The organism is Acetobacter orientalis (genome assembly GCF_000963965.1).
Classification (GTDB): domain Bacteria; phylum Pseudomonadota; class Alphaproteobacteria; order Acetobacterales; family Acetobacteraceae; genus Acetobacter; species Acetobacter orientalis.
Genome location: NZ_BAMX01000031.1, coordinates 26,844 through 50,536, shown reverse-complemented (window position 1 = coordinate 50,536; position 23,693 = coordinate 26,844). Strand labels below are relative to the sequence as shown.

The window sequence follows — 23,693 nt, the reverse complement described above, 5'->3', positions numbered from 1 at the left end:
GGGCGGGAACAGGTGTTAGCCGTTGAGGAATTGCTGCTTTTGTTTAGCGTAATCCTCGTCGGAGAGCGTGCGGGCGTTCAGTGGCCCCGGCTCTCCTGCTTTGGGAGCAGGAGGCGTCTTTGTCGTGCCCGTCTCAGCCCCCGGCTTTGGCGGCTCAGAGAACAGATAACCACGAGCCTCTTTAGCTGCGGCCATCACCGCATCCAGTCCTTCGACCTCGCCATTCTCACCGATCTTGACCGCATCAAGGTCGATCAGCTTCACCACATCCTCAGGTGCTACGGCACCAAGGCGGGTGGCTGCGGCCTTCGCTTCTGCACGAATAACGGCGGCATCGGCTTGGGCTTTCGCTGCTTTCCCAGCCTCTACCGCATCGGCCTGCGCCTTGGTTACGGCTGCGGTGGCATCGGTCAGCTTGCCCTCAAACTCAGTTTTCTGCTTGTCAAATTGCGCTTTTAGGCCATCGCGGGACTTAATCGCATCATCACGCTCAGCACGGATGGTGTCCCGCTCCGCGCGCGCCGCCTGCAATTCTGCGCGCAGGGTTTTGAGGTCGCTGCGGGCCTTTTCAAGTTCGCGCGGTGTATTCGGGTCAATCGGAGGATTGGGCTCTGTGGTCATCTGACACTCTGTTTTTGGAGTTTCCAGCATCTGCTGGGGAACGATCAGGCCGTAACCTGTCGCGTTTCTGTGCGCCCTGTTCCGGCGGCCTGCCGGTCAGTTTTGGCGGTATTCTTTGCGGCTTCTCGCTTGGCCACCAGAACAGGGTCGGTCAGCTCATCAAGCACCCGCTCCCACTCAGCCTGCGGTGTCGCTGTACCCACTTTTGCCGCGTAAATGCTGCACGCCGTCTGATTGCTCATAAAGCCGCTGGCAACGGCGGTCGCTAACCCTTGAGCCAACTGCAAAAGCTCTGGGTCTGTGCTGGGGAAATAAGGCGGCCATTGCAGCGCCAACCCGGCATCAGGCAGGTTTTGGTAAGTTTCACCGCCAATGATAATCCCGCCCGTCACGGCTGATGAGAGCCGGCAGATCATGCGATACAGCGCGAGCAATCCGTACTCGCCGTAGGATAGGCGCAGGCGGTCGGCCAGCCATACGAGGCTTTGGCACATCATCTCCATGGCGCGGCCAGATTGTGCGGCGCTTATTTTGTCAGCGTGTGCGCGGTTGCCGTGTATCTGCTCCAGCACAATAGCACGCAGTTCACGGTACTGCTCCAGCATGGCGCTTGAGGCATCACCGTTGATTTCCAACAATTTTGCATCGCCGTCCATTGGTAACGTGAGTGCAGTTGCCGAGCCACCACCGGCCCCGCTACTATCGCCACCGCCCATGGGGTCAGACCCGGCTTTAATCACCAACTTGGGGTCAGAGCTGTATTTCAGACCGCGCCCAGATTGAGACAGCAGGTAGTCGCACTCAATAACGGTATCAATCGCCCGTTCAAACGTGCAGGGGCCGTCCACAACGCCCGGCTGAGCCATGTTGGCCATCCAAACCCACGGCACGAATTTTAGTCCGTGCTGCACCGTGCGGACTTTATCGACCTTGTCCGGCTCCCCTTTGCCAACGGGCCGGGGCACGTAAACGCGGCACTCCGTGGTGTTCCATTCGCGCCGCCACCAATATTCCGTGGCCGCGTTATCCTGCGGAATAACCCAACCCTGCGCGGCAAGGTCTTTGCCTTTGACCTTGTATTGCTCCGTTACCCGCACAAGTTGGCGTGCAGCGTTCCATTCTGGAGTGAGGTAGCGCGTGTCAAACATTGTCACGCACGGCACATGTTCGGCCACCTCCACCAGCAGGGCGGACGAACCAACGGAACCAGCAATGGTGGCTTCAAGCATCACCGCTGGTAGCGCACATTCTGCGTCAAGTGCAGCAAGCGCCTGCGCAGTACGCTCATCTGCAGCCTTTACCGCTGGCCAATGGCTCTCACCAAACACCAGAGACGCGCTCTCATCAACCACGGTCGCGCACATATTCGTGCGAACAGACGGCCTGCGCTGCGCCAGCGGAATGTACCCGCCCGCTCCGTTGTATTCGCTACTGAACGGGTTGGGGATGCTGTCGTACTGCACGCAGTCTCGCACCCGCATAAGCGCAGATAAACGGGCCGCGCGCGGCGGCAACTGCTCGTCGCGTAGGTAAGTTTCCCGAAGTTGTTTCCAGTCCATGCCACCCCGTGGCCGTTAGCGGCCCAGATTGAAACGTGTTGGTGTTTGGCGTGCAGGCTGTGGCGGGCACTTTAGGCCGTACAGGAGGTATCCTGTGGCATCCACAATGTGATCGTAGCCGCTGCGCTTGTCTGGCTCGTTCGTGCCGTCCCGGTAGGTTTGGCGCTCGTAGGCCTCAATGGATTTTGTGCACTTAGGGTCAACAAACGCCGTAATAGAGCCATCAGCCGCGCAAAACTGCGCGTTCGTAACGTTCAGGCGGTCACGCACAAGGGGGTGCGAGGCCGCAGCTACAACAGCAAACCCCTTGGCGCGCAAAATGCTTATATCAGTGCGCCCTTGAGCAGATGTTTTGCGCTGCGCTCCGGCTGGGTCTGGGTAGATGGTAATGTGGGCAACAGAGCCGCCACGCTGGTAACGCCGAACGATTTCATCCGCCATTTCATCAGTGTTAGACGTTGGCATGATAATCTCATCAACCTGCCCTATCGTGCCATTTTCACCCTGCTGCCAGATGGTGGCCGACATGGGGTTGATGTTGAAATCCATACCCACAAGAACAGGCTTGGCATTACTAAATGGCCACGCTTTTACGTTGTTTGCCCTGCTGAATGCGTACAGAACACGCCCGGCATAGGTCTCAAACGAGGCCTCATATTCCTGCCTAAACTGGCGGATATCCATGTCTCTCATGGCCGCCTTCACTTCAGCGTCTGGGATGTTGCCCCCAGCCCGCGATGTGTAAAGGCATGACCACCAGCCACTTTCGTGCTGCGACCCCGACTGGCCCTTTAGGTAGCTGTCTCGAAAATGGTTAAACCCCTTGGGGGTGCCAATAAAGAGCGCGTGGCCACCTGCAGTTGAAAGCATTGGCCTGATTGTCTCAGTCCACGCCTCCAGCTTAACGTCTGCCCATTCGTCGCCCACAAAGAAATATAGGCCCGACCCACGCAACGCGTCATAGTTATCAAGTCCCACAATACGAATGATATGCCCTGATTTCAGGGTCATGCTGCATTCGGTTTCGTTTGGGCGCTTAAGCAACCATTTCTCAGGAATGGCGCGCTTTAGCCGGTTCCAAAAGTTCTTTTTGGCCTGCTTGAAGGTAGGGCTACCAAACCAAATTTCATTCTCAGGGTGCACGTCATTTTTGACGGCCATTCTCACTGCGCGGCGTATTTCTTCTTGCGCCAGAAAGGTTTTACCAAACCGCCGCCCACATACAGCGGTACGAAACCTGCTTTCTGGCCGCCAACCGTGCTCGTAAATATTCCACTGCGGGTTGGTTAGCTTAGCGCGCTCACCCTTCCTCAGTAGTTTCGCCACGGTCTATTCGCTCCGGGTCTTGGTCATTTGCCATGTCGTCAAGAGCATCATCGTCTTCAGGCTCAGGCTTATCCAGGCCCAAGTGTTTGGCTAGGGCCGTTAATGCCGCGATCTTACTATGCGACTTCACCTTGATTGTGCGGTCGCCGCTCTCGTTTACCGTCTCGCTAATTTCGGAGATTGAGCGTCTTGCGTCCTCAGTCAGGCCGTCAGTGTTACTTATTTTCACACGCCCATCGGCGATAGAAACAACGTCCGTCACATCCGCAAAGCCTATGCGCGCAAATTCACGCAGCACATTTTCTTTGGTGATTGCGTAGCGTTCCATGATCTTGTCAGTGCGTTTTTTGGCCCGACCATGGGCCTCCTGAATTACTGGTACAACCTTGGCATTTTTCAAAAGCCGGAAGGCGTTACGCTCTACGGTGCTGTCTGATGCATTTGGCTTATACGCCACTCGGTACGCTGCCGCCGCGTTTTCACCATTAGACAGATACTCTTCAACGAACCGCCTCTGCTTTGGCGTGAGATTAGCCATGCCACTTTACCGCGATATATCTCCAAAGATTAAAAGCACTCCCCGCCTTACCGCTATTCGATTTAAGAGCGCACGGTTTGCCCACATTCGCGCCACTTTGACAGGTGGGCACGGTGCATTTAGGGAGGTTGGGGTTCGTCACGTCCGTGCCAGAGGTAATAAGGTCGCGCTCGCCCAAACTGTTATAAGGATGGCAACTGCCACCCATCTTCAAACGCTCGCAGGACGGCTTCACGCCGCACGGCTGCGTTTATTCTTGTCATGCTTACGGTTGACAATTTCCCGATGATGATGCCGCCTGCCCCGGCTTGTGGCCAGCAGCGCACACGCACATCAGGTCTCGTTCCCGCATTTGCACACTCGATCAGCGACAGCGGCGCATCAGCGCGATGCCACGTTGCCTCTGTTGTCGCAATCACGCGACATAGATACGGGACGCCGCTCATACTCCCAACACAAACCGCGTCGTGACGCTTGAAGCGCACAACATGGCCGGGTTTGAGAGTGCGCATTGCGTCCAGAAACGAAAAAAGCCACCGCGATGGGTGGCCTGTTGGCGTAGGTATTCGATTGTGGTTAAACACATACCATTTAATGTACAGCGGTACAAGTTTTATCCCGCGCCCGTTTGCTGCGTTCGCTCTGGTAGTATGCGGCCAGCGTTTCCAGAACAATGCAGCACTGAGCGTTGGCTTTGTTGGACGCTAGACTGCGGGAAATTGACGGGAACAACCGTTCGCCAATTTTAGCCAGCGTCATTTCGTCGGCCAGCATCATTTCCAAAAGCGTGTGAGCACATTTACCGAGTGTAAATTTCACGTCCAGCACATGCCCCCAGGCATTGGCCCGCACAACCTGCCACGAAATATCGTCGTGTTTTGTCGTGGTGTCCGGCACGTAATCTGGTTTGTATTCAACGTAGCCGCATTTCCCGAACACGTAATCACGATACCACCGCTCGGCGGCATTGGCCGCATCTTGAGAAATACTCTGGGCATTGAGTAGCGCCTGAACTGTGGTCAACACACGCGGCGGCGAACCCTTGGTGAAAACGGACTTAGCCAACCGCTCCACCGTAGGCCCGTTATCCACCGCATGAGCGATTTGGTAGCGTGGCCGCGTGCGTGTTTTAGTCATGCCTCTTTCCTCACCTGCTCCAGCATTGCTTCCTGCCCCTCAGTCAAAACGACCCACGCTTTCATCTGCGTAATGGCGCACGCGACCTCCCAATTACGAGGCTTTGCGTAAATCTCGACGTTGCTGGCGTGGCGGCAGTCTGTGGGGGTCACTTTACAACCACCAGCCGTTTAGAAACGTTGGGAGGCGCAATATTGGACGGAATGGGCCAGCGCCACGATTGCGAAAAAATGCACGTTTTTTACGATGGTTTTTCATACCCCTAGACTCCCACAATCCCGCCCCGTTGTACAGCAAAAACGTACAGCATTTTCGCGTACTGCTAGTCGGGTACTGGCCCTTTCACCCAATCCCACCAGAGCGGCAGTATTTCCTCATCGTTAAGCCCGTCTTCGTGCTCGTGAAACACGCGCCCGTCGCATGGCGGGAGCAGTTCCACAGGCTGGGCAACGGGCCATTCTTCTTCTGTGATTAAGTCTTGGTCTGGGGTCATGCGTGCCCCGTCAACACAACAGAAACCGCAACCAGAGCAGCCAAAAACCCACTCAGAAAAATCACGCACCCCATAGCCAAATCAGCCAAGCGTTCGTGTTGTTTGATGGTCATTTCTGCCCTTCCCCACCCTCTGGATACTCAAACCCAACAAAATGAAATTCCCCGCCGTCCTGCATCTCAACAGCAACCTCATAAACCGCTGTTTGGTGGGGCGCATTTGGTGGCCTGAAATGCACTTCAAACCTCGTTGCCATGGGGCGAATTGACCGCCTTTCTCCGTCCAAAGGGCCGCCCACGAACAGGACGGGCACGCCCTCTGGCTTGGGCTTGGGTGCCGGTCTGCAACGCGGCTTCGGTTTGGTAGAGCGCTCCTGAATGGGTCTCGCTCCGAATAGGTCACGGGCCGAAAGGAGGTCTATGACTTGCGCGGTCATTCCTCAATCTCCACACAAGGCCCTGCATAAACGAAACCCAATGCGCCAGCTTTTTGGGGTGTCAGTTTGGAATTATACGTTAGCCAAACATCCTCCCAGATAGACCAAGTAAACGGCCACAAACTTCCGTCCCTATCACGTAGCCAATGGGTTACCCCGCCCGTCCCTTCCGGTGGCAAAACCGGGTCGACAGGTTCAAGGCTTTTTAGCCGCCGCGCCTCAGTCAATATCGGCCACCCATCGTCGGTATCAATCACAACCACATGACCCGCCTGGGTGTTTTTTATCTCTGCGATAGTCCCGGCCACTTCCGGCTCCTGCCGGGCTGGGACTGATACGCGCTGGCCTACCGTAAATTTCTTCATTCCGCAGCCCTCAAAAATGCCTCAGCTTCCTCGGCGGCAGTGAGTAGCGCCATGGCGAAAAGTCGTGCGAATTTGGGGCTTTCTAACTCTAGCGTTGCTGTGCTTTTGCCATCCGCCATCGTCACATTCACGCTTCCATCTTCACTCGCCACCACCGCTAACTTTGTATTTATTTCCAACTTAGACATACCCCTAAAATCCCCCACGTTGCCCGCTGAGTGCGGTGCGGTTTCAGTACATAACATTTACGCTTGAAACGCTTTCGCGACACTCTCCGCTAAACCTCGCGGCTCTCATGCGGATTTTCCAAGCACCTCCTCCACGATGCCCATGTTCTCCGGCGCATATCGCTGCACGGCAGTGCGGAGCATCGACTGGAGCGCCAGTAGGCTTCCCTTGGCGGCATTGGCCTGCTTACGAACCACGACTGGGTCACTCCATGCCGCGTTGTCCGTGACTGGCCGGGCCTGCCGTCCGGTAATTGCCTCGTATGCCAGCGGCGACTTGCTGCGAATGAGCGAGAGTGCCGCCTTCTTGCGCTGGCTAACCTGCCATGGCTCCACGCTGTGCTCGGCCTCGTCCTTCCAGCCCGTGAACTCCCTGCGGTCCCAATAGCGCCGCCACTCCAAATCCATCCCAGCCAGCGGAGCGCCACCAGAGCGCATAGGCCCGGCAATGCGGGTGGCGCCAGAGGCTCGCTCGTTTTGCCGTCGGATTTTCTCGGATTTCCACTGCTCGGTCAGCAGTTCGGTCAACACCTTCACCGCCGGGAACCACTCGCACTGGCTCGCCACGTAGTGCAGCGCATCGGTTGTGAACGCAGCAGGCGGAACGTCACGGATGAGCATTTCAGCATACAGCACGGCCTGCGTCTTCGTCACGGGCGGATTGCTGCGGACAACGACTGACAGCCGCAGAATCCATTCCACGATAGCCTCCCCGGCTGCTGGGTTGCGGGCTGTGACAAATTCAGCAACGGCGTTCATCGGCAAATCTCCTCACCAAGGGCGGCGGCCTGCGCGTCCATCTCGGCTAAGCTCATGGTTGGCATCTGGAACTCACTGCGAATGCGGTCAGCGGCGTGCCCAGTTCGGGATGCCACGGCCTGCGTCACCCAACTCACCGCATCGGCTGGACGCAACTCGGACGCTTCCCGAATGATGCTCAGGAGCAGCCCGCAATCATCCCGCGCCGTTTTGAGCCACTTGCCGAGCAATGGCCTCAACTGGCGGTCTGGCTTCCCGGTCATGTACTTCAACCGCTGCAATCCGTCTGCCCAAAGCTGGCTCCGGGCATCTGGCGCTTGAACTTCCATCGGCATGATTTCAGCTTCGACCGGCTCCGGCGGTCCCGAACGTAGTGAGGGTAATTCTCCTCTCCTTTCCCCTCCTCTCCCCTCCTCTCCTGTTGGAATTGGTTCGTTACTGGTGGGGAACTTGTGGGGAACCGTTTCTTTTATTATCTCGCAATTTTGGGAAACGGTTTCTTCCTCGATCTTAGAGGTGGCGGAAAACTGCCGAATTTCTTCTGACATAGGCCATTTGCGGGAAGGTTTCTTTGGAGACTGAAACTTTCCAAAGTTTCGAATTGCTCCAAACTCGCTACCATCGCACGAATAATGAAGAATGAACCCTTGCTTCGAGAGTTCGTGCAAAAGAGCTTCGATATTGACATCATCGGAGCCTAAAATTCGAACTTTTAGCTGCTTTGGCTTCCACGCAAATGCGCCACCATCATCAGCTTCCGTCCAGAGGCCGATAATGAGGAGCCGCGCAAATGGAGAGAGGTCCATAAATGCCTCATCTGTCCAAATGCCGGGGTGAACGCTACGGATACGGGCCATTAAAACCCGCCTTTCGTTCTGATTTTTTGAGTGCTATAAAAGGGAGTACCCATCATCTTGTTACTCCAAGATTGTGGTCAGAAGGCCGCCCGGTGCTCCAACACCAGCGGCCTTCGCCATATTAGCAGGGTTGCGGGCCGGTGTGTACCGGGCGCATTGAGAAAAACTGCTGATAATCACGGCAAAATCTCCGTAATCGTCACGACTGTTTTCTGTGCGCACATGCGGCTTTTGACGGCTCGAATATCGAACGTGGCATAGTCCGGCCCGTCATCGACAATGAACCCCAACCCGCGTTTATTCCGCACACGCTGGCGCGTTCCCAACTTGCGCACATTGAGCAGCTTTGGCGTTGTCAGGGCGTCGATCAGAAATTTAGCCCCGCCCTGTACCCCGTCATGGTCTGGCGTACCGCACGAATGCCGCTCAATCGTCACGTGCGCTTTCTGGAATGGCTCTGGAATGCGCAGCCCCGAAGTGGCGGCGGCAACTGCGCGGGCCATCTTCTGCCGCATGCCAGTGAGCGCCCAACGGCTCTGGCCAATGCTGTGATTGAGTAGAGGATATGGCTGGGGAAGCTCGAAGCGTATCACCCTCATGCGAACTGCCCCTGCCGGTTGCGCTCACGCTCTACCGCTGCCAGTTGGTTGCGCGTATCCCGCAACTGGTCACGCAGGCGCATGTTCTCGTTGCGAACACGCAGAACGGAATCAAGAAAACGCGCGTTCTCCAGCCTCAATCTCTCGTTTTCGCGCCGCAATTTTGTGTCAGGGGATTGGAATATTTTCAGCATGACTTACATCCCCAAAGCTTTGCGGTAGATATCAAGAAGAGTTTCCTGCTCTTCCACATCTGCCGGTTCCTGCTTGCGTAGGCGTATGATCTGCTTGAGGACTTTCACGTCAAAGCCAGCAGATTTGGCCTCTGTGAAAATGTCCTTGATATCGCCAGACAGAGCTTTGCGCTCGCTTTCAAGACGCTCCACGCGCTCGATAATTGACCGTAGGCGATCGACGGCAATCCCGCCCACATTTGCGGTGCTGTTATGGCCCAATTCGCTCATACGTGCCTCCATATTTTCCCGCGCTGAATAAGACTTATTGTACTGATAGAGACGTCATAAGAGTCAGCGATATCAGCACATGTTTCTCCCCTCATCAGTCGCACTCTGATTTTTGGTATGTCTTCCTCATGGAGCTTTGCCCCCTTCACAGCGCTACCGCATGTTTTTGTCCCATGCCTGCGACGGTCTTCTTGATTTTCCGCTAAGCTTGCCCAGCGCAGATTGTCGGCGCGGTTGTTCGTTTTATCTCCGTCATTATGGGCAAGTATGGCCCCCACAAACGGAGGAAACCCCAGGAAAGCATCAGCAACCAGTCGATGAACGCGCCGCGTTTTGATGCTTCCTTGATGGCAAAGGCTCACATGCGCATAACCATGAGTCCAAGCTGGTATGAGTGCTGCGCTATGGCCAAAGCGACGAACTCTTCCATGTGATGACACTTCATAATTTTGGAATTCATCAATTGGACGCCAGACCTCTTCTTTGCACATGCACACAAGAAATCCCGAAAGTGTCTCAACGGGAGAGGATATTCTTGGAATGCTCATCAAATACCCTCCCTGAAGCGCCAATATCCACCAGTCGGAGGAACCCACTCGACGCCCAGAGCGCGAGTAAGAGGACTATCCTTCCGCGGTATCGGCTTCGCGCCATTTCGTACGGCAGAGAGGAATGCCTCCGTGAGTCCATGCTTGGCGGCAAATGCTTTTGCTGTTCCTTCATCATTAACCTTGCGGTTAATAAGCGCGTAAATATCTGGTGTAGTCAGAGAATTTCTCATCCTCCACACTCCCGTTCCAGCCGGTCAGCTTTAGCTTGCAGCGCGTCCGCTTTGGAGTTCAGCCATTGAGCAAGCTCTCGGAAGTAGAGTGCGCGGCGCAATGCTCTGCCCGCGCGCTTTCGAGCGACAACAATTCGCCACCGCAAAACGAGTTTCCCCATTTGCTTTCCCATTCATCATTGAGGGCGCGATAAACGGCAGCTTCATGCTCTGCCTTTTTCTGCAAGCGCCCAAGATTGGCTTGGTAAACGGCAAGCATTCTCATGAATAACTGAGCAGTTATTGTGATCGGCTCGCCGTAATAGATACTCTTCGCTTGCCGGTCTGAAATTTTCAGAGCAGAGGCTAAGCGATGAATTATTTCCTTGACGCCGAGACCTACCCCGAACGTCTTTACGATAGTTCGGGCCATAGTCTGGGCGTCACGCGTGACTGATTCAGTCATCTGCATTGGACGTTTTTCCAAACTTTTGGAACGATTTTCCAAAATATCTTTCATTGCCTGCTCCATTCTTTGTTCTGCGAGAACATGAGACTGGAGAAACAAACATGGAGGTGATGCCCCACACATATGATTGCGCAGACCCCACCACACCCATAGCCTCACCGTTCCTCAGTATCTCACTACTGAGGACGGCTAAGCTTTGGAGCTTCTTGCATCCGGGCGCGACACAGGGGCAGCGGGTTGCGCTGGCTCTGGAAGTCGCCAAGATGCTGGGGGTTAGCGCGGAATACATGACCGAGTGATGGCGCTAGAATGGTATGGAATCGTCCAGATCGGACGAACCGCCCCAGCCATTGGACTGCTGGCCGTATCCTCCCTGCTGGCGAGGCTGTTCGCGCGGCTGGGGTTGCTGGTTACTCTGCCCGCCTTCGTTGTCAGCGCGGCTATCAAGCAACACGAGCTCGCCACGGAAGCGCTCAACAATCACTTCGGTCGTAAAGCGTTCCTGCCCAGACTGATCCGTCCATTTGCGGGTTTGCAACGCCCCTTCAAGGTAAACCTTGCGCCCCTTGCGCAAGAAGCGTTCGGCCACATCGGCAAGGCGCTCGTTGAAAACAACTACCCTGTGCCATTCCGTCCGCTCGCGGCGCTCGCCAGATTGCCTGTCGTTCCACGTGTCACTGGTCGCCAGAGAGAACGATACGATCTTCTGCCCGCCCTGCGTGGTGCGGACTTCCGGGTCTTTCCCCAGATTGCCGACGAGAATTACCTTGTTTACAGACCCGGCCATTTACTTAGCCCTCACAAAAATGCACTCGCGCCCGTCCCGCTCAATTACGCGGATATTGTTCGGGTCTGCGTAGGCGCATTGTTTCAGAAATTCCGGGGCACGGGCCTGCGTGCCAAACTTCGCCCACTCGGACGATTTCAGGTCGCGGGCATAGGCCAACTTGAAGCCGTGGGGAGGTTTGATAGCGCTCATGCGTGCCGTCCCGCGCTATGGCGCGTCAGCGAGATTTGGGCATCTAGTGCGATAATGTCGCGGAAAGATGCGAGCGGCAGAGAGCGTAGGCGGTGCTCCTCTTTGTCAATTTTAGCCTCTGACCACGCCTCATTTGGGCATGAAGGCTCGTCTAGGTCGCACTCAGTGGTTGCCGAGAGCATGCGTGCCCAATCCGGGCCATGCCTGCGAAACAGAAAAGAAATTTGCTGCGCAATGCTGATTTCTTCGCGCTTTAGAACGAGAGCGATATCTGCGTTAGATGCCCCGGCGGCCTTCATGTCGCACAAAATTACACGCTCATCATCGCGCCACTTGATGTACACTTTACTCTTCGGCTTCGGCGCTTTGTACGTGTCCAAAAATGCACGCAGTTTCTTCTCGAACCGCTTAGGAACAGCTTTCCAGTTTGTTATTGCGCTCGGTGTTATTCCCAAGTGCGCCGCGGCTTTGACCGGGCAACCACGCATGGAGCGCATTTTTATAAGCAGTTCCTCGCTCATGCCACGCGCTCCGAGGTTGGGGTGCGTTTTGGCATCTTGGGGTGCGCCAAAAAGGCAAACACCCGGTCGCGTGTTTTTTTGCGCAACTCCCGCCCTTCGCGCAGGTCACGCACAAATGCTGGATCGTTCACGGCATTCTTCCCGAATGACGTGGGTGAGATGCCTTCGCGGGCTAAAAACGCCTCCACTGCAGGCAAGATGGGGTCGGGTTCAGTAACCATAAATAGGAAACTAGTAGGAAATATCCTAGTATGCAATAGGATAATTCATATTGGATATTTCCTATTTTATATAAGATAATGAGCGCATGACTGTTCTCGATAAAGCTAGGCTCGCACTTCTCGAGCTAATCGGACGCAACTCCGAACATACTCTCAAGAGTTTGTCTTTGGCTCTTGGGAAGAACGATGCGTATCTTCAGCAATATGTAAAGAAAGGCTCTCCGCAGAATTTGCGTGAAGATGTGCGCGAGAGGCTATCTAGCATATTGGGTGTATCAGCCGATATATTCCGCAGTGACGGCGATAATAAGCGCGTTGATCTAGATAAGGTGCATACAGAGGCTTACACTCAAGAAAGGCCAGCTCGGCAGATTAGCGAAATAAGCGGTCGGTTAGTAATACCGGAGTATGATGTCCAAGCTGGCGCTGGCCCCGGTACACTTATAGATCATGTTGCATCAGAAAACGGGAATATCCCTGTTGATCAGTGGCAAATCCCTGCCCGTTTTCTCGAGGCGTTCACCGACAACATACAGTCCCTCGCCATTATTCAAGTACGAGGCGATAGCATGGAGCCAGATTACCATTCTGGCGAGCGGGTCTTAGTGGACTTAGCTCACAGAACCCCTACCCCGCCCGGTGTATACGTTGTTTGGGACGGGCTGGGGTTAGTTATGAAGCGGCTTGAGGTTGTTTTTGGCTCATCTGACCCAATCCAAGTCAAGATTTCCTCCATAAATCCAGCCTATGACAGCTATGAACGGCCACTAGATGATCTCGTCATCAGCGGTCGCGTTGTTGCTAAGTGGATGTGGAAATAAGATTTTTCCCAGATAAATAAGATTTTTCCTCTTATTTCCTATTTTCCTATTGCATTATAGGAATATTCCTATCATATTAAACCCATCAACCAAACAGGTGATGGGCAATGACACAGACAAGCACGGTCGAGCAGCAGACTGCTCCCGCACTTAAAGAGAAAATCGAAAACACTCTGGTTTTAGCTGCATGGGCTGCTGGCCGGGTCTATTACTCAGTGATCGACAACCCTTACACACAGGCAGCTTTTGGCCTGCTTGTGTACGGCTCAATCGCTTACCTCCTCATGTTTACAGAGACTGGCCTCGCCGTAACGGGAGACCTTCTCGCAATGCTTATGGCGTTCGGCGCGCTGTTTGCTGATCTAGGCTCCGCATTCCTCTAACGCCCCCGCGTCACCCAGCTTGTGGGCTGGGCTTCGTGGCCGTGTTGGCTGAGAATTACTTGTTGAGGCAACAATGCAAAAAGAAATTACTTTAGACGTTGTGGAAACACTTGTTCCGTCGGTCGTGTTTGCTGCTGGTGGCGTCGAAGACGTGGTTTCACGCCTAGAAGCGCATGTGCGCGGTCTATCGTTAGACGCGACAACAGAAAAAGGGCGCAAACACATCAAGTCAGTTGCCTACGATGTGGCCCGTTCCAAAACCGCCCTCGATAATATGGGTAAGGTTGTTCAGGAAGCGGCAAAAGCCACTGTTGACCGCGTCAATGCAGATCGGCGGATTATAAAAACGCGCCTTGATGCTTTGCGCGACGAAGTAAAAGCGCCGGTTGTTGAGTTTGATGCCCGCGAAGCTGCGCGCGTCGAGGAGCACCAGAACGCAATACGTGACATGGAGGCGTTGGCACGGTTCGACTTTGCGCCTGATGAAGAAACTGTTTCCGCTCGTCAATCTGAGCTTACCCGCCTTTATGGGCGTGACTTTGAAGAGTTTAAAGAGCGAGCGAAGGTGGGTTTCGAGCAGTCAGGTGTGAGCCTTTCTGCTCATGCTGAGGCAGCAAAGGCTCGTCGCATCCAACAAGAAGAAGATGAGCGCAAAGCGGCGTTGGCCGCAGAAGAAGAGCGCAAGCGCCTTGAGGCGGAGCGTATTGCCCGTGAAGAGCGCATTGCTCAGGAGGCTGCGGAGCGCAGCCGCATGCAGGCGGAGAAAGCTGCGCAGGCAGAACGTGAGCGCCTTGAGCGTGAGGCTCAGGCGGCAGTTGCAAGAGAGCAGGCAGCCGCACAGGCGATGAAAGAGGCTCAGGCCCGCGCTGAGCGCGAAAAGGTCGAGGCCGCAAGACGTGCGGAGGAAGAGAAAGAGCGCGCCGTACTGGCAGAACGTGAGCGTGTTGCGGCGACGAAAAGGCAAGAGGAAGCCGAGGCAAAGCGCCGGGCCGCTGATAGGGCCCATAAAAGCGCGGTCAATAATGCAGCCCTGCTTGCTCTCGTGGAGGCTGGCGCATCTGAGGGCATCGGCAAGGCGATCGTGACAGCCATCGCGCTCGGAAAAATCCCTCACGTTTCGATCAATTACTGACACCGCCGCACGCATCGGGTCTCCCAGAGGCCCGGTGAAGTGGCCGTGTTACCGGCGAACGATTTCCCTAGGGAGAGATGAAAAATGGCAGAAAACCATTACGCATATGCAAAAGCTCTGCGAGATGGAGTTTTTGATACAGATGAGTTGCCCACAAGTTTGGCTCAGGAAATTACAAACTACGAACGCGCTGTGATCGGGCTTTCATCAGCATACAATGCACTTGATGCACACTTCACTAATGAAGACGGCGCAAGTGACATGCTGGCAAATATTGATGAACTAATTTGTGGCATTGTTCATGAAGTAACAAAACTACAAGAGCAGAACAGTGAAAGTGCTTCTTGCCGCGCTCAAAGCCATACTGAGTATCGGCGTGAGTTGGCGGAGTGCGTGTGATGCTCAGCGACCGCGAACGAAGCGAACTGGTTGCCCTTATTGCCGCAGCAAAAGAGTGCCTTGCAAATAACGCGATAACGCCAGCGCAGGCACATTCTTTGCGTGTACATGGCGAGAACATGGTGGAGCTAGAGCGCGTCAGGCGCTTTCCGGCTTATGCGCCTTGCTTGGTGGGGTGTGTGGTATGATTGATCCAATCTTTAAGGCAGTTAACCAAATTTATGCAACGCATCTGGTTGATGACCTTCGGGCGCTGTCGGATTGCATGAAGGCCATTCGTGCAGAAGGGGCAAAAACTGACAACGAGGCGCTAGAACTGATTGGTATTCTAGAAAATCTAGAGCGGCACGCAAAGTATGCACGGGAATTACTGCGCACTGAACTGGCGCAACAAATGCAAGCGGACGGCGTGACAGGCATGCAGTCGCAGAACTGGAAAGCCTCACTGACTGATGCAGCGCGGACAGCCATTATCACTGACGAAACGGCGCTTAAGGCGGCAATGCCCGGCCTGTGGGAGCCTCAGCCAGACAAGCTGAATAAGACTGAACTGAACAAATTGGCACGCAAGGGCGATGTGCCCGGCGTGACCCTATCGAATGGCGGCGCTCCAGTTCTCCGTGTGAGCGCAAGGAAAGGTGAGTGAAAATGAGCAACGCAGTAGCGACACATAACCCTGTTTTGCAGCCAAACAATTTCCAAGAATTGATTGGGTTCGCAAAAATGGCGGCTGCATCTGATCTGATGCCCAAGGATTATAAAGGTAAGCCAGAAAACATCATGATTGCCGTTCAAATGGGATCTGAATTGGGTCTAGCGCCGATGCAGGCAATCCAAAATATCGCGGTAATAAATGGGCGCCCGAGTGTATGGGGTGATGCAATGCTGGCCCTCGTTCGAGGGTCAGGCAAGTGCTCTTCTGTAAAAGAAATTTTTGAAGGTGATGGCGACAACCTCGCGGCAGTTTGCGTCGTTCGCCGCGTTGATGGTGACGAGGTCCGCGGAGAATTTAGTGTCGCCGATGCAAAACGGGCCAACCTGTGGAGCAAGCAAGGGCCATGGCAGCAGTACCCGCGCCGCATGCTACAAATGCGAGCCCGCGGCTTTGCGTTGCGTGATGCATTCCCAGATGTTCTGCGCGGCCTGATTGGGGCTGAAGAGGCGCAGGACATCCCTGCGGACCCTATTGATGTGACCCCTCGTCACCGCCACGTAGAGCCGCCCAAAACCATAGACCATAAGCAGATTTTCAGCGACCGGCTTGAGGGCTGCCCCGATGCACTCTCAGTCGATAATCAATGGACAGTCTGGGAAAGCACAATTCAAAAAGCCTTCGACGCTGGCCGCCCCATTCCAGAAGCCGTACAGGACGCTGTGCGTGACATGATCGCCGCCAAACGCGCCGAGTTCGACCGGCAGGCCACAGAGGCACCAATCGAGGAGCCAGTAGCATGATCCTCTTTTACGACACAGAAACAACTGGCCTGCCAGATCGTTCCGCGCCACTCAATTCTGAGCGCCAGCCCCGCTGTGTGCAGCTTGCTGCGTTACTTACTGATAATGCTGGCAATGAGTTGTCCTGCATCAATCTGATTGTGCGCCCAGATGGTTGGTTAATTCCCGCTGGGGCGGCAGCTATCCACGGCATTACCACAGATAAAGCTAAAGCGATTGGCATTAGGGAGGCTGTTGTCGCGGCCGCTTTCTATGACCTTAGCCAAAAAGCCGACCTTCTTGTGGCGCACAATGAAAAATTTGACAGCCAGATCATCAATATCATGTTTGAGCGCTTTGGTCGGGGCTGGAAACTTGATGCTCCAGCCTTCGACACGATGGAGGCTGCTGCGCCAATCGTAAACCTCCCGCCAACGCCGCGCATGATCGCGGCTGGTATCGACAAGCCCAAAGCGCCAAAGCTGGAAGAATGCATACAGCACTTCTTCGGCGAGAAACTTGAGGGTGCGCATGACGCCTTAGTCGATGTTCGCGCCTGCGCTCGTCTTTATTTCCACCTTCGTGCCGAAGGAGCCGCCGCATGACCGATAAACCCACCGGCGTGTTCGTGCGGTTGCCGCTGAGTGATGAGCAGGAAGAGCAGTTTGACACATTTTATGGATTAGGGGGAGGACTTGAAAAAGCAGTTTCCTGCCTCGGCACCCCTGTCACGGGCGGGGAGTTGGAGGTTGTGGGTTATATAACCGATAATCGGCCATTTGACACCAATACGCTCACACATTGGATTTTATACAAACATCGGCAACATGACCGGGAGTATGGGGTTGTACTCCAATCAGACGCCCTCGCCCAGATAGCCGCCCGTGATGCTGAGATTACGCGGCTGCGTGAGGCGCTTGTTCAGCAAAAAACCTTTCATGAAAGCGAAGATAAATCACTCTCAAAGCAGCCACCGTCATCCCAAGGAGCATGGAGACGCAACCAGCATCAGGAACAGATAGAGCTTATTGACGAAGCCCTGAAAGGCGGTGCGGCATGAGCGAGGAACTTCGCCCCACCCGAAACGGGCGGGAGTATGGAGAGGCTGCTGCGCTCGAAATACAAAAAGCCCTGAAACTATCATCTCATGACCTCCCTGCGTTGGCACGATACGCAAGGTCTTGCTTTGACGATGGTGCCGCATGGAACACCCGCGCAGGAGAGAAGGCGTGAAGGGGAAATTATACCTCGCCCCCGTAACGATAAAATCTGCATCTGCTTTTGTGGGAGAACACCACAGACACAATAAGCCGCCGCAAGGGGCCTTGTTTGCTTTAGGTGCTGGATATGGTGAGAATATGGTCGGTGTAGCAATTGTAGGGCGCCCTGTAAGCAGACATAGGCAAGATGGCCTCACGGCAGAAGTGACTAGATGCTGCGTGATTGATAGCGCCCCTAAAAACACTTGTTCATTTTTATACGGGGCGGCTTGGCGGGCCTGTAGAGCATTGGGGTGGCAAAAACTCATTACATATACGCTACAATCAGAAAGCGGCGCATCATTGCGGGGATCTGGCTGGCGTATAATAGCACAGACTACGGGGGCCAATCCCGCAAACTGGCAGTCTCGTATCGGGCGAGACCATCAGGACGTTACTGCACATCCTAAATTTGTATGGGAACAAACAATATGACCACCCCCGCCCAAATAGCCGAGATGCTGGCGGGGGAGCGGGAACGGTGCGCGAAGGCCGCAACAGAAGTCAGTAATGCCTATTATGACCAGCGCTAAGAGGCGGATGGCGATGATGAGAGGGTTTATGCCGACGAGCGTATGTGCGCTGCACAGGAGTGTGCAGAAGCTATCCGCAACCTAGGAGGCGCGCCATGAGGACGAGAGATGAGCAGATTGATAGCCTGTATCATGATTATATTTACACAGCATTATCACGCAGTGATTTTCGCGCCCACATCCTCGAAGCCGAGAGCAGAGCAGAACAGCGAGTGCGGGCGGAGATTGGGCGGGATAGTGAGCGGTTGGATTGGTTGGAGAAAACCCGATCTGTTGTGCTGGAAGATGCCGATAATGGGTGGTGCGTCACGATTGGCGGCATTGAATTTTCGCTACGGGAAGAAACCGCACGTAACGCCATCGACGCAGCGCGGGAGGTGGAGTGATGGATGATTGCGCACATTGCAAAAATGGCTGGCTAGATCGCGGTGATGTTGAATGCATCAATGGCGTTCTTATTGACATAGACGAGGCTCATGAGGGTCACCAGAAGGACGTTTGTTACCCTCCAAGCCCATGTCAATCGTGTCCATCATGTGATGGGGAGGCTTTTGATGGGAATATTGAATGCCATGCATGCAACTCAACTGGCTGGAAGTCCGGGAAAGATGAAAGTCAGGCCAGACTAGAAGAATGGAGAAACCCATGACTGACCCAAGAATTGAGGCTGCTGCGCGGGCACTTTTTGATAAGACACGCACCAAGGTCGAATCAAAAAAATCTGTTTCTATCTGCGATTATTCTGATCTGTCTGATAGCGACAAGGAATATTGGCGCGATGATGCCAAAATTGCCCTCGCAGCAGCAGACGCGGCGGCTTGGAGAGCAACGGCGGTTCTCCCGCCAGCCGTGGACGTGGGAGGTGATGATGAGTGAGGCATTGCCAGCCCTAATGACGCTGTCGGATGTTTTGGAAAGGCTGAAAGGAATTGTCGGGAGGACTTTTATTCTTCAGCACTTAAAAGAGCATCCAGAACACAAAGGCAAACCCACGCACCGCCGCATTGGCAGGAGAATTATTGTCTATGCGGAAGATTTCCCACGTCTGCTTGAAAGCTTAGAATGTCGCTCAAAGTCGTCAAACGCCCAGGCCGTGAAACGCTCTATGTGCGCGGAACCATCGGCGGACAGAGCATATATGAAAGCACAGGAACTAATAACCAAAAGCAGGCAGAGGCTTACAGAGCAAAGAGAGAAACGGAACTCTGGCAAGAGAGTGTCTATGGTAAGCGCGCAGTAATAACCTTTGACCGAGCCGCGGCGGCCTACCTCGCTGCGACTCAAAGGAGCGCGACAACAATCACTCACATTGAACGGTTACTAGCCCACTTTAAGGGCAAGAAAATCAACACTATAAAGCAGCAAGACCTTGATGGCGCTTATTCCGCCATTCTCACGGCAGGAAACGAGGCAAAGGCTGCTACCAAGATAAGAGCCGTATTGACGCCGCTCAGAGCAATTTTGGAATTTTCAGCCATTCGTGGCTGGTGCGACAAACCAGCTTTTGAGCGCCCCAAAGTAGAACAAGTCAGAATGCAGTTCTTGCGGCCAGAGGAGGCTACCTCTTTAGTTAATGAGGCTGCGCCGCATATTCGCCCCCTGCTCGTCTTTCTTATAGCGACAGGCTGCCGCATGTCAGAGGCTCTGGAACTAGATTGGCAGGATGTTGATTTAGATGGAGCAAGGGCAGTCGTTTGGCAGAAGCAGGGAAATGAACGGCATATTGACTTACCCAAAGTGGTGCTCATTGCGTTACGCGGGATACCGTGGCGCGATGGTCGGGTGTTCCGTCCAGCAGTCAAGAGGCGTGATCGAAATGGAATCATGAGGTGGGCCGTCGGAGAATCGTATTCTGATACGAATCGGACTGGTGGCGGCCAGATTAAGTCCGCTTGGGCTTTTGCGAATCGCCGCGCTGGACTCCCGGGATCAGAAAGGGTCTGGACGCCAAAAAACGAAAAGTGGCCCAAGCGGCAGTTCGTTCCCGATATGTCTCCGCACTGCCTGAGGCATACATTTGCTACATGGCACTATTGTGCGTACAAAGACCTTCTTAAGCTCAAGGAGGATGGAGGCTGGCAGACCATAACAATGGTAACGAGGTATGCAAAGAAAATGCCAGACCACTATCGTGAGCAGATTTTGCAATGGTGGGGCTATACAGACTGGCCAGAAATTGAGTATTGCGTGCCATATCCGGGCCAAGAAGTAGAAACACAAGGAAAGTGATTGTTTTTCAATGAGTTAATATGTGTGTATATCGCCTTCACACGGCGGGGGTCACAGGTTCAATCCCTGTCGCGCCCACCATATTCCCTTTTTCAGGGAGTTATGGTTCTCGGTTGCTTTATTAGATATTATAAAAATATAATTTAAAATTCTTCACCTTATAATTCCATAAAAACCTTCCCTGAAAGGTATAAAGGTAATATTATTTTTACATCTATCAATCTAAACGGATTAAAATATTACTCTGCTACCATCATATAGTAATTTTAATAATTAACATTCATACGCCCCGACAATAAAAGCCTGTAACGATGTTAAACTAAATACTCTCTATTCTAAAATTTCCATAAACATAAGGTGCTTGTATGAGTCACTTGACGAATAAAGAAAACATTATTCATATAATATCATTTTTTAAATTTTCTATTGCACATTTTATTAAAAAATTATGGTCTGGGTGACCATCGTAGCTAGAAACTCCAATAGAAAGGTGAATATTAATGCTCGTTAGGTCTGCTGTATAAAACGTTTTATTTTGAATGTCGGATTTGATACGCTTGCCTAGTTGTATAGCGCCTTCTGTATTCATCTCGACGAGAACAAGAAGAAATTCTTCGTGGTTATATCTGAATAAAAAATCTGAAGGGCGCGTGGTTTTTTGCAAATATTCAGCAACTTGTTTTATAGCAGAATCACCAGCCGGAGAGCCTAAATTTTTATTGATTTCAGAAAAATTATCAATATTCAGGACAATTACCGAGAGTGGCATGCGGGCATGCACAGCGATAGAAATTTCCCGAGATAAAATTGCAGACAAAAAACGCCGGTTTAATAAAGTTGTAAGAGGGTCAACGCCCTCAGTCGTTTTGTCATTATTTTTGAAAAGATCACTTAAAAGGCTTTTTATTTCATCAACAGCTTGCTGAAACCTAATGGTAAATGCTTGCTGGGTTTCTGAATTAATAATTTGTGCTTTAGAGAGAAAATCTTGATCGAATTGTGTGGTTTTATTTGTTAGTTCTACTAACTGTGGGGTGCCGCCAAATAATATGGCAGCGCGATGGCGTAGCCATAACCCCAAAGCTGAGCCAGATAAAGAAGGCAATATATTTTCATGCGTAATAAGAGCAAAAAGAAACGATTGGCTCCATTCCATTAATGCTACAAGTTGCCCTTCCCTCTCCGTAGCTAAATTTTGTCCAAAAGACATAGCTCTGTAGGCTTCGGCCTCTTGAACATTTTTCTTTGTATCTGAGATATACGATGCACTCATAAGAGCCATTGCTTTATCTATTCTATTGCACGAGAAAAGAATGGCATCAGACAACTGAAGTGGATCATGCATTTCCTGCATGAGGCATGTGCCTAGCTCAGTTTTAAGAAGGATAGCTCCTTTTAAAACTAAATTAATAGGAATGCCCAGATGGGCATGCACTTTTCCTATTTTTTTCTGTGCTATTTCATCAATATCACTAAATTGAGGATCAAAAATATTTTTTATCCAAAGTTCCATAGAACTCTTTAAGCGCTGATGCACCGTATCATGGGAAAGAAAAGGAGCGGCATCTTCAGACCTAAGAAAATAACTATAAAATGTGGAAGCCAAGCATGAGGCCTCTCGACTAACAATCGCATGAAGTTGTGCTTGAGTGTCTGGTCTAAGGGCTTTGTAGATTGTTGGAGAGTAGTGATTTAAAGAAGAGCTCATAGAAATTCAAATTTTCTAATTGTGGAAATATTCCTTATTTTAACATTTTTTTGTATATAAATAAATAGAAATTATATTCTACACCCCTTATCCGTAATGTTTTTATAAAAAATTACCGTTTTTTAATAATGCAGCGTTTTTCTAAACGTATGCGCATTTAAGTTTATATATCTCATCATCTACGAGAAGCATTAATATCACCGGCACAACGTTAATAAAAAATTAATATATTTATATTTAAAAATGCCACTATATAGTTTGAGTATATTCAATAGTCAGAATTGTATGAATTTATGAAAAGAAATTTGATTAATCCTATGAAGAATCATATTTTTTCGGAAGTATCAAACGATATTTTACAGAAAAAATTTATAGCTGTAGCACGCCCCTCTTTACCCACGGCAGAATATATTCTGCCGTATCTACAACAAATTGATCAGAATCATTGGTATTCAAACCAAGGTCCGTTGCATAATATTTTTCAGGAAAGATTGGGGGCGTTGTGGGGCGTTGAAACTGGCCGCATTGTGTTAGTCACCAGCGCTACAACTGGGTTAAGTTTGGCTTTACGAGCGCATAATATTACGCACGGCAAGTATTGTCTAGTGCCATCATGGACCTTTGTGGCGACTGCATCTGCTATTGTGAATGCAGGCTTAAAGCCTCATTTTTTAGACATATCTCCAAATACATGGAGTCTTGACCCTAGTTATGTTGAATATCTAGCAGAAAGGCGTGATATTGGTGCTATTTTAGTGGTGGTACCATTTGGTGCCCCTTTAGACCTTGCGGAATGGGATAATGTGGCAGAACGTACCGGGTGCCCGGTAATTATTGATGCTGCGGCCGCATTTGATACATTGAGGAGCGATGGCCCTATGCGGCCACAGAAGAGCACTGTCGTTGTTAGTCTTCATGCTACTAAAGTTTTTGGCGTAGGTGAAGGTGGAGCTGTAATTGCACGAGATCCGATTGCAGCAGAACGAATAAGAGCTTTAACGCGTTTTGGATTTTCTGGTGGTAGAATAGCTCATTATTCTGGTATTAATGCAAAAATTTCAGAATATACAGCTGCGGTTGGCCTGGCATCATTGGATTGTTGGGCTATAACGCGTGCTAAATGGAATAGGGTCACGGAACTTTATAAAAAATATCTTCCTTCTACTGTCACTCTGCCTCCAAATTTTGGTAATAGTTGGATTTCTTCTACCTTAACTGTGCTCTGCTCTGTAAATTCATCTACACTACAAAGCTGTCTTTTAAAGCGTCAAGTTGAAACAGTCTTGTGGTGGGGGTATGGTTGCCACGAGCAGCCTGCTTATACTGCCTACACTCGCGAAGCGCTCCCAGTTACACATGATTATGCGCAAAGGAGTGTGGGTTTACCATTCTGGTTGGGCATAGAAGAAGAAAGTATTCAATACATTTGCAATGTAATTTTCAATTACTTGGAATGAGAGTATA

35 protein-coding genes are annotated in these 23,693 nt (G+C 52.1%); 15 read left to right on the top strand and 20 right to left on the bottom strand.

The window, feature by feature from the left end:
* Window positions 1-15 precede the first annotated feature (15 nt).
* The 19 genes from Abor_RS11005 to Abor_RS13235 all read right to left on the bottom strand — a co-directional run bounded on the left by Abor_RS11005 (window position 16) and on the right by Abor_RS13235 (window position 12,241).
* Window positions 16-621: a phage scaffolding protein gene (locus tag Abor_RS11005; RefSeq protein ID WP_048841939.1), complete on the bottom strand. Its 606-nt coding sequence runs from the start codon at window positions 619-621 to the stop codon at window positions 16-18.
* Between the two features lie 44 nt (window positions 622-665).
* A complete protein-coding gene (locus tag Abor_RS11000) occupies window positions 666-2,180 on the bottom strand; it encodes a portal protein (protein ID WP_048841938.1) in 1,515 nt (504 codons plus the stop codon).
* A gap of 15 nt (window positions 2,181-2,195) precedes the next feature.
* A complete protein-coding gene (locus Abor_RS10995) occupies window positions 2,196-3,506 on the bottom strand; it encodes a terminase large subunit (protein WP_181014224.1) in 1,311 nt (436 codons plus the stop codon).
* A complete protein-coding gene (locus Abor_RS10990; RefSeq protein WP_048841936.1) occupies window positions 3,481-4,044 on the bottom strand; it encodes a terminase small subunit in 564 nt (187 codons plus the stop codon). The genes Abor_RS10995 and Abor_RS10990 overlap by 26 nt, the downstream gene beginning before the upstream one ends.
* A gap of 591 nt (window positions 4,045-4,635) precedes the next feature.
* Window positions 4,636-5,181 (bottom strand): hypothetical protein, encoded by a 546-nt coding sequence (locus tag Abor_RS10985; RefSeq protein ID WP_048841935.1) that lies wholly within the window; start codon window positions 5,179-5,181, stop codon window positions 4,636-4,638.
* On the bottom strand, window positions 5,178-5,333 hold the full coding sequence (locus tag Abor_RS10980) for a hypothetical protein (protein WP_158319738.1): 156 nt from the start codon (window positions 5,331-5,333) through the stop codon (window positions 5,178-5,180). The genes Abor_RS10985 and Abor_RS10980 overlap by 4 nt, the downstream gene beginning before the upstream one ends.
* A 170-nt stretch (window positions 5,334-5,503) precedes the next feature.
* Window positions 5,504-5,674, bottom strand: a complete 171-nt coding sequence (locus tag Abor_RS10975) for a hypothetical protein (RefSeq protein WP_158319737.1) — start codon at window positions 5,672-5,674, stop codon at window positions 5,504-5,506.
* A gap of 797 nt (window positions 5,675-6,471) precedes the next feature.
* On the bottom strand, window positions 6,472-6,663 hold the full coding sequence (locus Abor_RS10970; protein ID WP_146855083.1) for a hypothetical protein: 192 nt from the start codon (window positions 6,661-6,663) through the stop codon (window positions 6,472-6,474).
* A 105-nt stretch (window positions 6,664-6,768) separates the two neighbouring features.
* Entirely contained in the window at window positions 6,769-7,461 is a 693-nt protein-coding gene (locus Abor_RS10965) for a hypothetical protein (RefSeq protein WP_048841931.1), read from the bottom strand.
* Window positions 7,458-8,318, bottom strand: coding sequence for a hypothetical protein (locus Abor_RS10960; RefSeq protein ID WP_052946429.1), 861 nt, complete (start codon window positions 8,316-8,318; stop codon window positions 7,458-7,460). Before Abor_RS10960 ends, Abor_RS10965 begins: the two co-directional genes overlap by 4 nt.
* Window positions 8,319-8,494: 176 nt before the next feature.
* Complete coding sequence (locus Abor_RS10955; RefSeq protein ID WP_084594506.1) at window positions 8,495-8,833, bottom strand: hypothetical protein; 339 nt, start codon at window positions 8,831-8,833, stop codon at window positions 8,495-8,497.
* Window positions 8,834-8,913: 80 nt separating this feature from the next.
* Window positions 8,914-9,111 (bottom strand): hypothetical protein, encoded by a 198-nt coding sequence (locus Abor_RS10950; protein ID WP_048841929.1) that lies wholly within the window; start codon window positions 9,109-9,111, stop codon window positions 8,914-8,916.
* A gap of 3 nt (window positions 9,112-9,114) precedes the next feature.
* Window positions 9,115-9,381: a DUF2312 domain-containing protein gene (locus Abor_RS10945; RefSeq protein ID WP_146855086.1), complete on the bottom strand. Its 267-nt coding sequence runs from the start codon at window positions 9,379-9,381 to the stop codon at window positions 9,115-9,117.
* Complete coding sequence (locus tag Abor_RS10940) at window positions 9,378-9,929, bottom strand: HNH endonuclease (RefSeq protein WP_048841927.1); 552 nt, start codon at window positions 9,927-9,929, stop codon at window positions 9,378-9,380. Before Abor_RS10940 ends, Abor_RS10945 begins: the two co-directional genes overlap by 4 nt.
* A 291-nt stretch (window positions 9,930-10,220) precedes the next feature.
* Entirely contained in the window at window positions 10,221-10,661 is a 441-nt protein-coding gene (locus tag Abor_RS10935) for a hypothetical protein (protein ID WP_126621388.1), read from the bottom strand.
* 253 nt (window positions 10,662-10,914) lie between these two features.
* Window positions 10,915-11,397 (bottom strand): single-stranded DNA-binding protein, encoded by a 483-nt coding sequence (gene ssb / locus Abor_RS10930; RefSeq protein ID WP_048841923.1) that lies wholly within the window; start codon window positions 11,395-11,397, stop codon window positions 10,915-10,917.
* On the bottom strand, window positions 11,398-11,589 hold the full coding sequence (locus Abor_RS10925; RefSeq protein ID WP_048841922.1) for a hypothetical protein: 192 nt from the start codon (window positions 11,587-11,589) through the stop codon (window positions 11,398-11,400).
* Window positions 11,586-12,110: a hypothetical protein gene (locus Abor_RS10920; protein ID WP_048841921.1), complete on the bottom strand. Its 525-nt coding sequence runs from the start codon at window positions 12,108-12,110 to the stop codon at window positions 11,586-11,588. Before Abor_RS10920 ends, Abor_RS10925 begins: the two co-directional genes overlap by 4 nt.
* Complete coding sequence (locus Abor_RS13235) at window positions 12,107-12,241, bottom strand: hypothetical protein (RefSeq protein ID WP_261767197.1); 135 nt, start codon at window positions 12,239-12,241, stop codon at window positions 12,107-12,109. The genes Abor_RS10920 and Abor_RS13235 overlap by 4 nt, the downstream gene beginning before the upstream one ends.
* 176 nt (window positions 12,242-12,417) lie before the next feature.
* On the opposite strand from Abor_RS13235, the gene Abor_RS10910 reads away from it, so the two are divergent.
* From Abor_RS10910 to Abor_RS10850, 14 genes are all read left to right on the top strand, one after another.
* Entirely contained in the window at window positions 12,418-13,152 is a 735-nt protein-coding gene (locus tag Abor_RS10910; RefSeq protein WP_048841919.1) for a S24 family peptidase, read from the top strand.
* Between the two features lie 107 nt (window positions 13,153-13,259).
* Entirely contained in the window at window positions 13,260-13,535 is a 276-nt protein-coding gene (locus Abor_RS10905; RefSeq protein WP_048841918.1) for a hypothetical protein, read from the top strand.
* Between the two features lie 73 nt (window positions 13,536-13,608).
* Window positions 13,609-14,667: a coiled-coil domain-containing protein gene (locus tag Abor_RS10900; protein WP_048841917.1), complete on the top strand. Its 1,059-nt coding sequence runs from the start codon at window positions 13,609-13,611 to the stop codon at window positions 14,665-14,667.
* An 84-nt stretch (window positions 14,668-14,751) separates the two neighbouring features.
* The gene (locus Abor_RS10895) at window positions 14,752-15,066 is read left to right on the top strand and encodes a hypothetical protein (protein ID WP_048841916.1); all 315 of its coding nucleotides are present in this window, start codon (window positions 14,752-14,754) and stop codon (window positions 15,064-15,066) included.
* Window positions 15,063-15,254, top strand: coding sequence for a hypothetical protein (locus tag Abor_RS10890; protein ID WP_219809799.1), 192 nt, complete (start codon window positions 15,063-15,065; stop codon window positions 15,252-15,254). Before Abor_RS10895 ends, Abor_RS10890 begins: the two co-directional genes overlap by 4 nt.
* Window positions 15,251-15,712, top strand: a complete 462-nt coding sequence (locus Abor_RS10885; RefSeq protein WP_048841914.1) for a hypothetical protein — start codon at window positions 15,251-15,253, stop codon at window positions 15,710-15,712. The genes Abor_RS10890 and Abor_RS10885 overlap by 4 nt, the downstream gene beginning before the upstream one ends.
* 2 nt (window positions 15,713-15,714) lie before the next feature.
* Entirely contained in the window at window positions 15,715-16,521 is an 807-nt protein-coding gene (locus Abor_RS10880) for a recombinase RecT (protein ID WP_048841913.1), read from the top strand.
* Entirely contained in the window at window positions 16,518-17,105 is a 588-nt protein-coding gene (locus Abor_RS10875; RefSeq protein WP_048841912.1) for a 3'-5' exonuclease, read from the top strand. The genes Abor_RS10880 and Abor_RS10875 overlap by 4 nt, the downstream gene beginning before the upstream one ends.
* Window positions 17,102-17,560, top strand: coding sequence for a hypothetical protein (locus tag Abor_RS10870; RefSeq protein ID WP_048841911.1), 459 nt, complete (start codon window positions 17,102-17,104; stop codon window positions 17,558-17,560). Before Abor_RS10875 ends, Abor_RS10870 begins: the two co-directional genes overlap by 4 nt.
* The gene (locus Abor_RS10865) at window positions 17,557-17,733 is read left to right on the top strand and encodes a hypothetical protein (protein WP_158319736.1); all 177 of its coding nucleotides are present in this window, start codon (window positions 17,557-17,559) and stop codon (window positions 17,731-17,733) included. Before Abor_RS10870 ends, Abor_RS10865 begins: the two co-directional genes overlap by 4 nt.
* Complete coding sequence (locus tag Abor_RS13300) at window positions 17,703-18,194, top strand: XF1762 family protein (RefSeq protein WP_371861221.1); 492 nt, start codon at window positions 17,703-17,705, stop codon at window positions 18,192-18,194. Before Abor_RS10865 ends, Abor_RS13300 begins: the two co-directional genes overlap by 31 nt.
* Window positions 18,195-18,504: 310 nt before the next feature.
* Window positions 18,505-18,678, top strand: a complete 174-nt coding sequence (locus Abor_RS10860; RefSeq protein WP_158319735.1) for a hypothetical protein — start codon at window positions 18,505-18,507, stop codon at window positions 18,676-18,678.
* Between the two features lie 259 nt (window positions 18,679-18,937).
* Window positions 18,938-19,168 carry a hypothetical protein gene (locus Abor_RS10855; RefSeq protein ID WP_048841909.1) on the top strand — a complete coding sequence of 77 codons (231 nt, stop codon included), beginning with the start codon at window positions 18,938-18,940 and terminating at the stop codon, window positions 19,166-19,168.
* A gap of 186 nt (window positions 19,169-19,354) precedes the next feature.
* Entirely contained in the window at window positions 19,355-20,521 is a 1,167-nt protein-coding gene (locus Abor_RS10850) for a tyrosine-type recombinase/integrase (RefSeq protein WP_048841908.1), read from the top strand.
* Between the two features lie 397 nt (window positions 20,522-20,918).
* On the opposite strand, the gene Abor_RS10845 is transcribed toward Abor_RS10850, so the two are convergent.
* On the bottom strand, window positions 20,919-22,229 hold the full coding sequence (locus Abor_RS10845) for a GGDEF domain-containing protein (protein WP_084594500.1): 1,311 nt from the start codon (window positions 22,227-22,229) through the stop codon (window positions 20,919-20,921).
* Window positions 22,230-22,522: 293 nt separating this feature from the next.
* Here Abor_RS10845 and Abor_RS10840 point away from each other — a divergent pair, with 293 nt between their 5' ends.
* Window positions 22,523-23,686: a DegT/DnrJ/EryC1/StrS family aminotransferase gene (locus tag Abor_RS10840; RefSeq protein ID WP_244877889.1), complete on the top strand. Its 1,164-nt coding sequence runs from the start codon at window positions 22,523-22,525 to the stop codon at window positions 23,684-23,686.
* The last annotated feature ends 7 nt before the right edge of the window (window positions 23,687-23,693 follow it).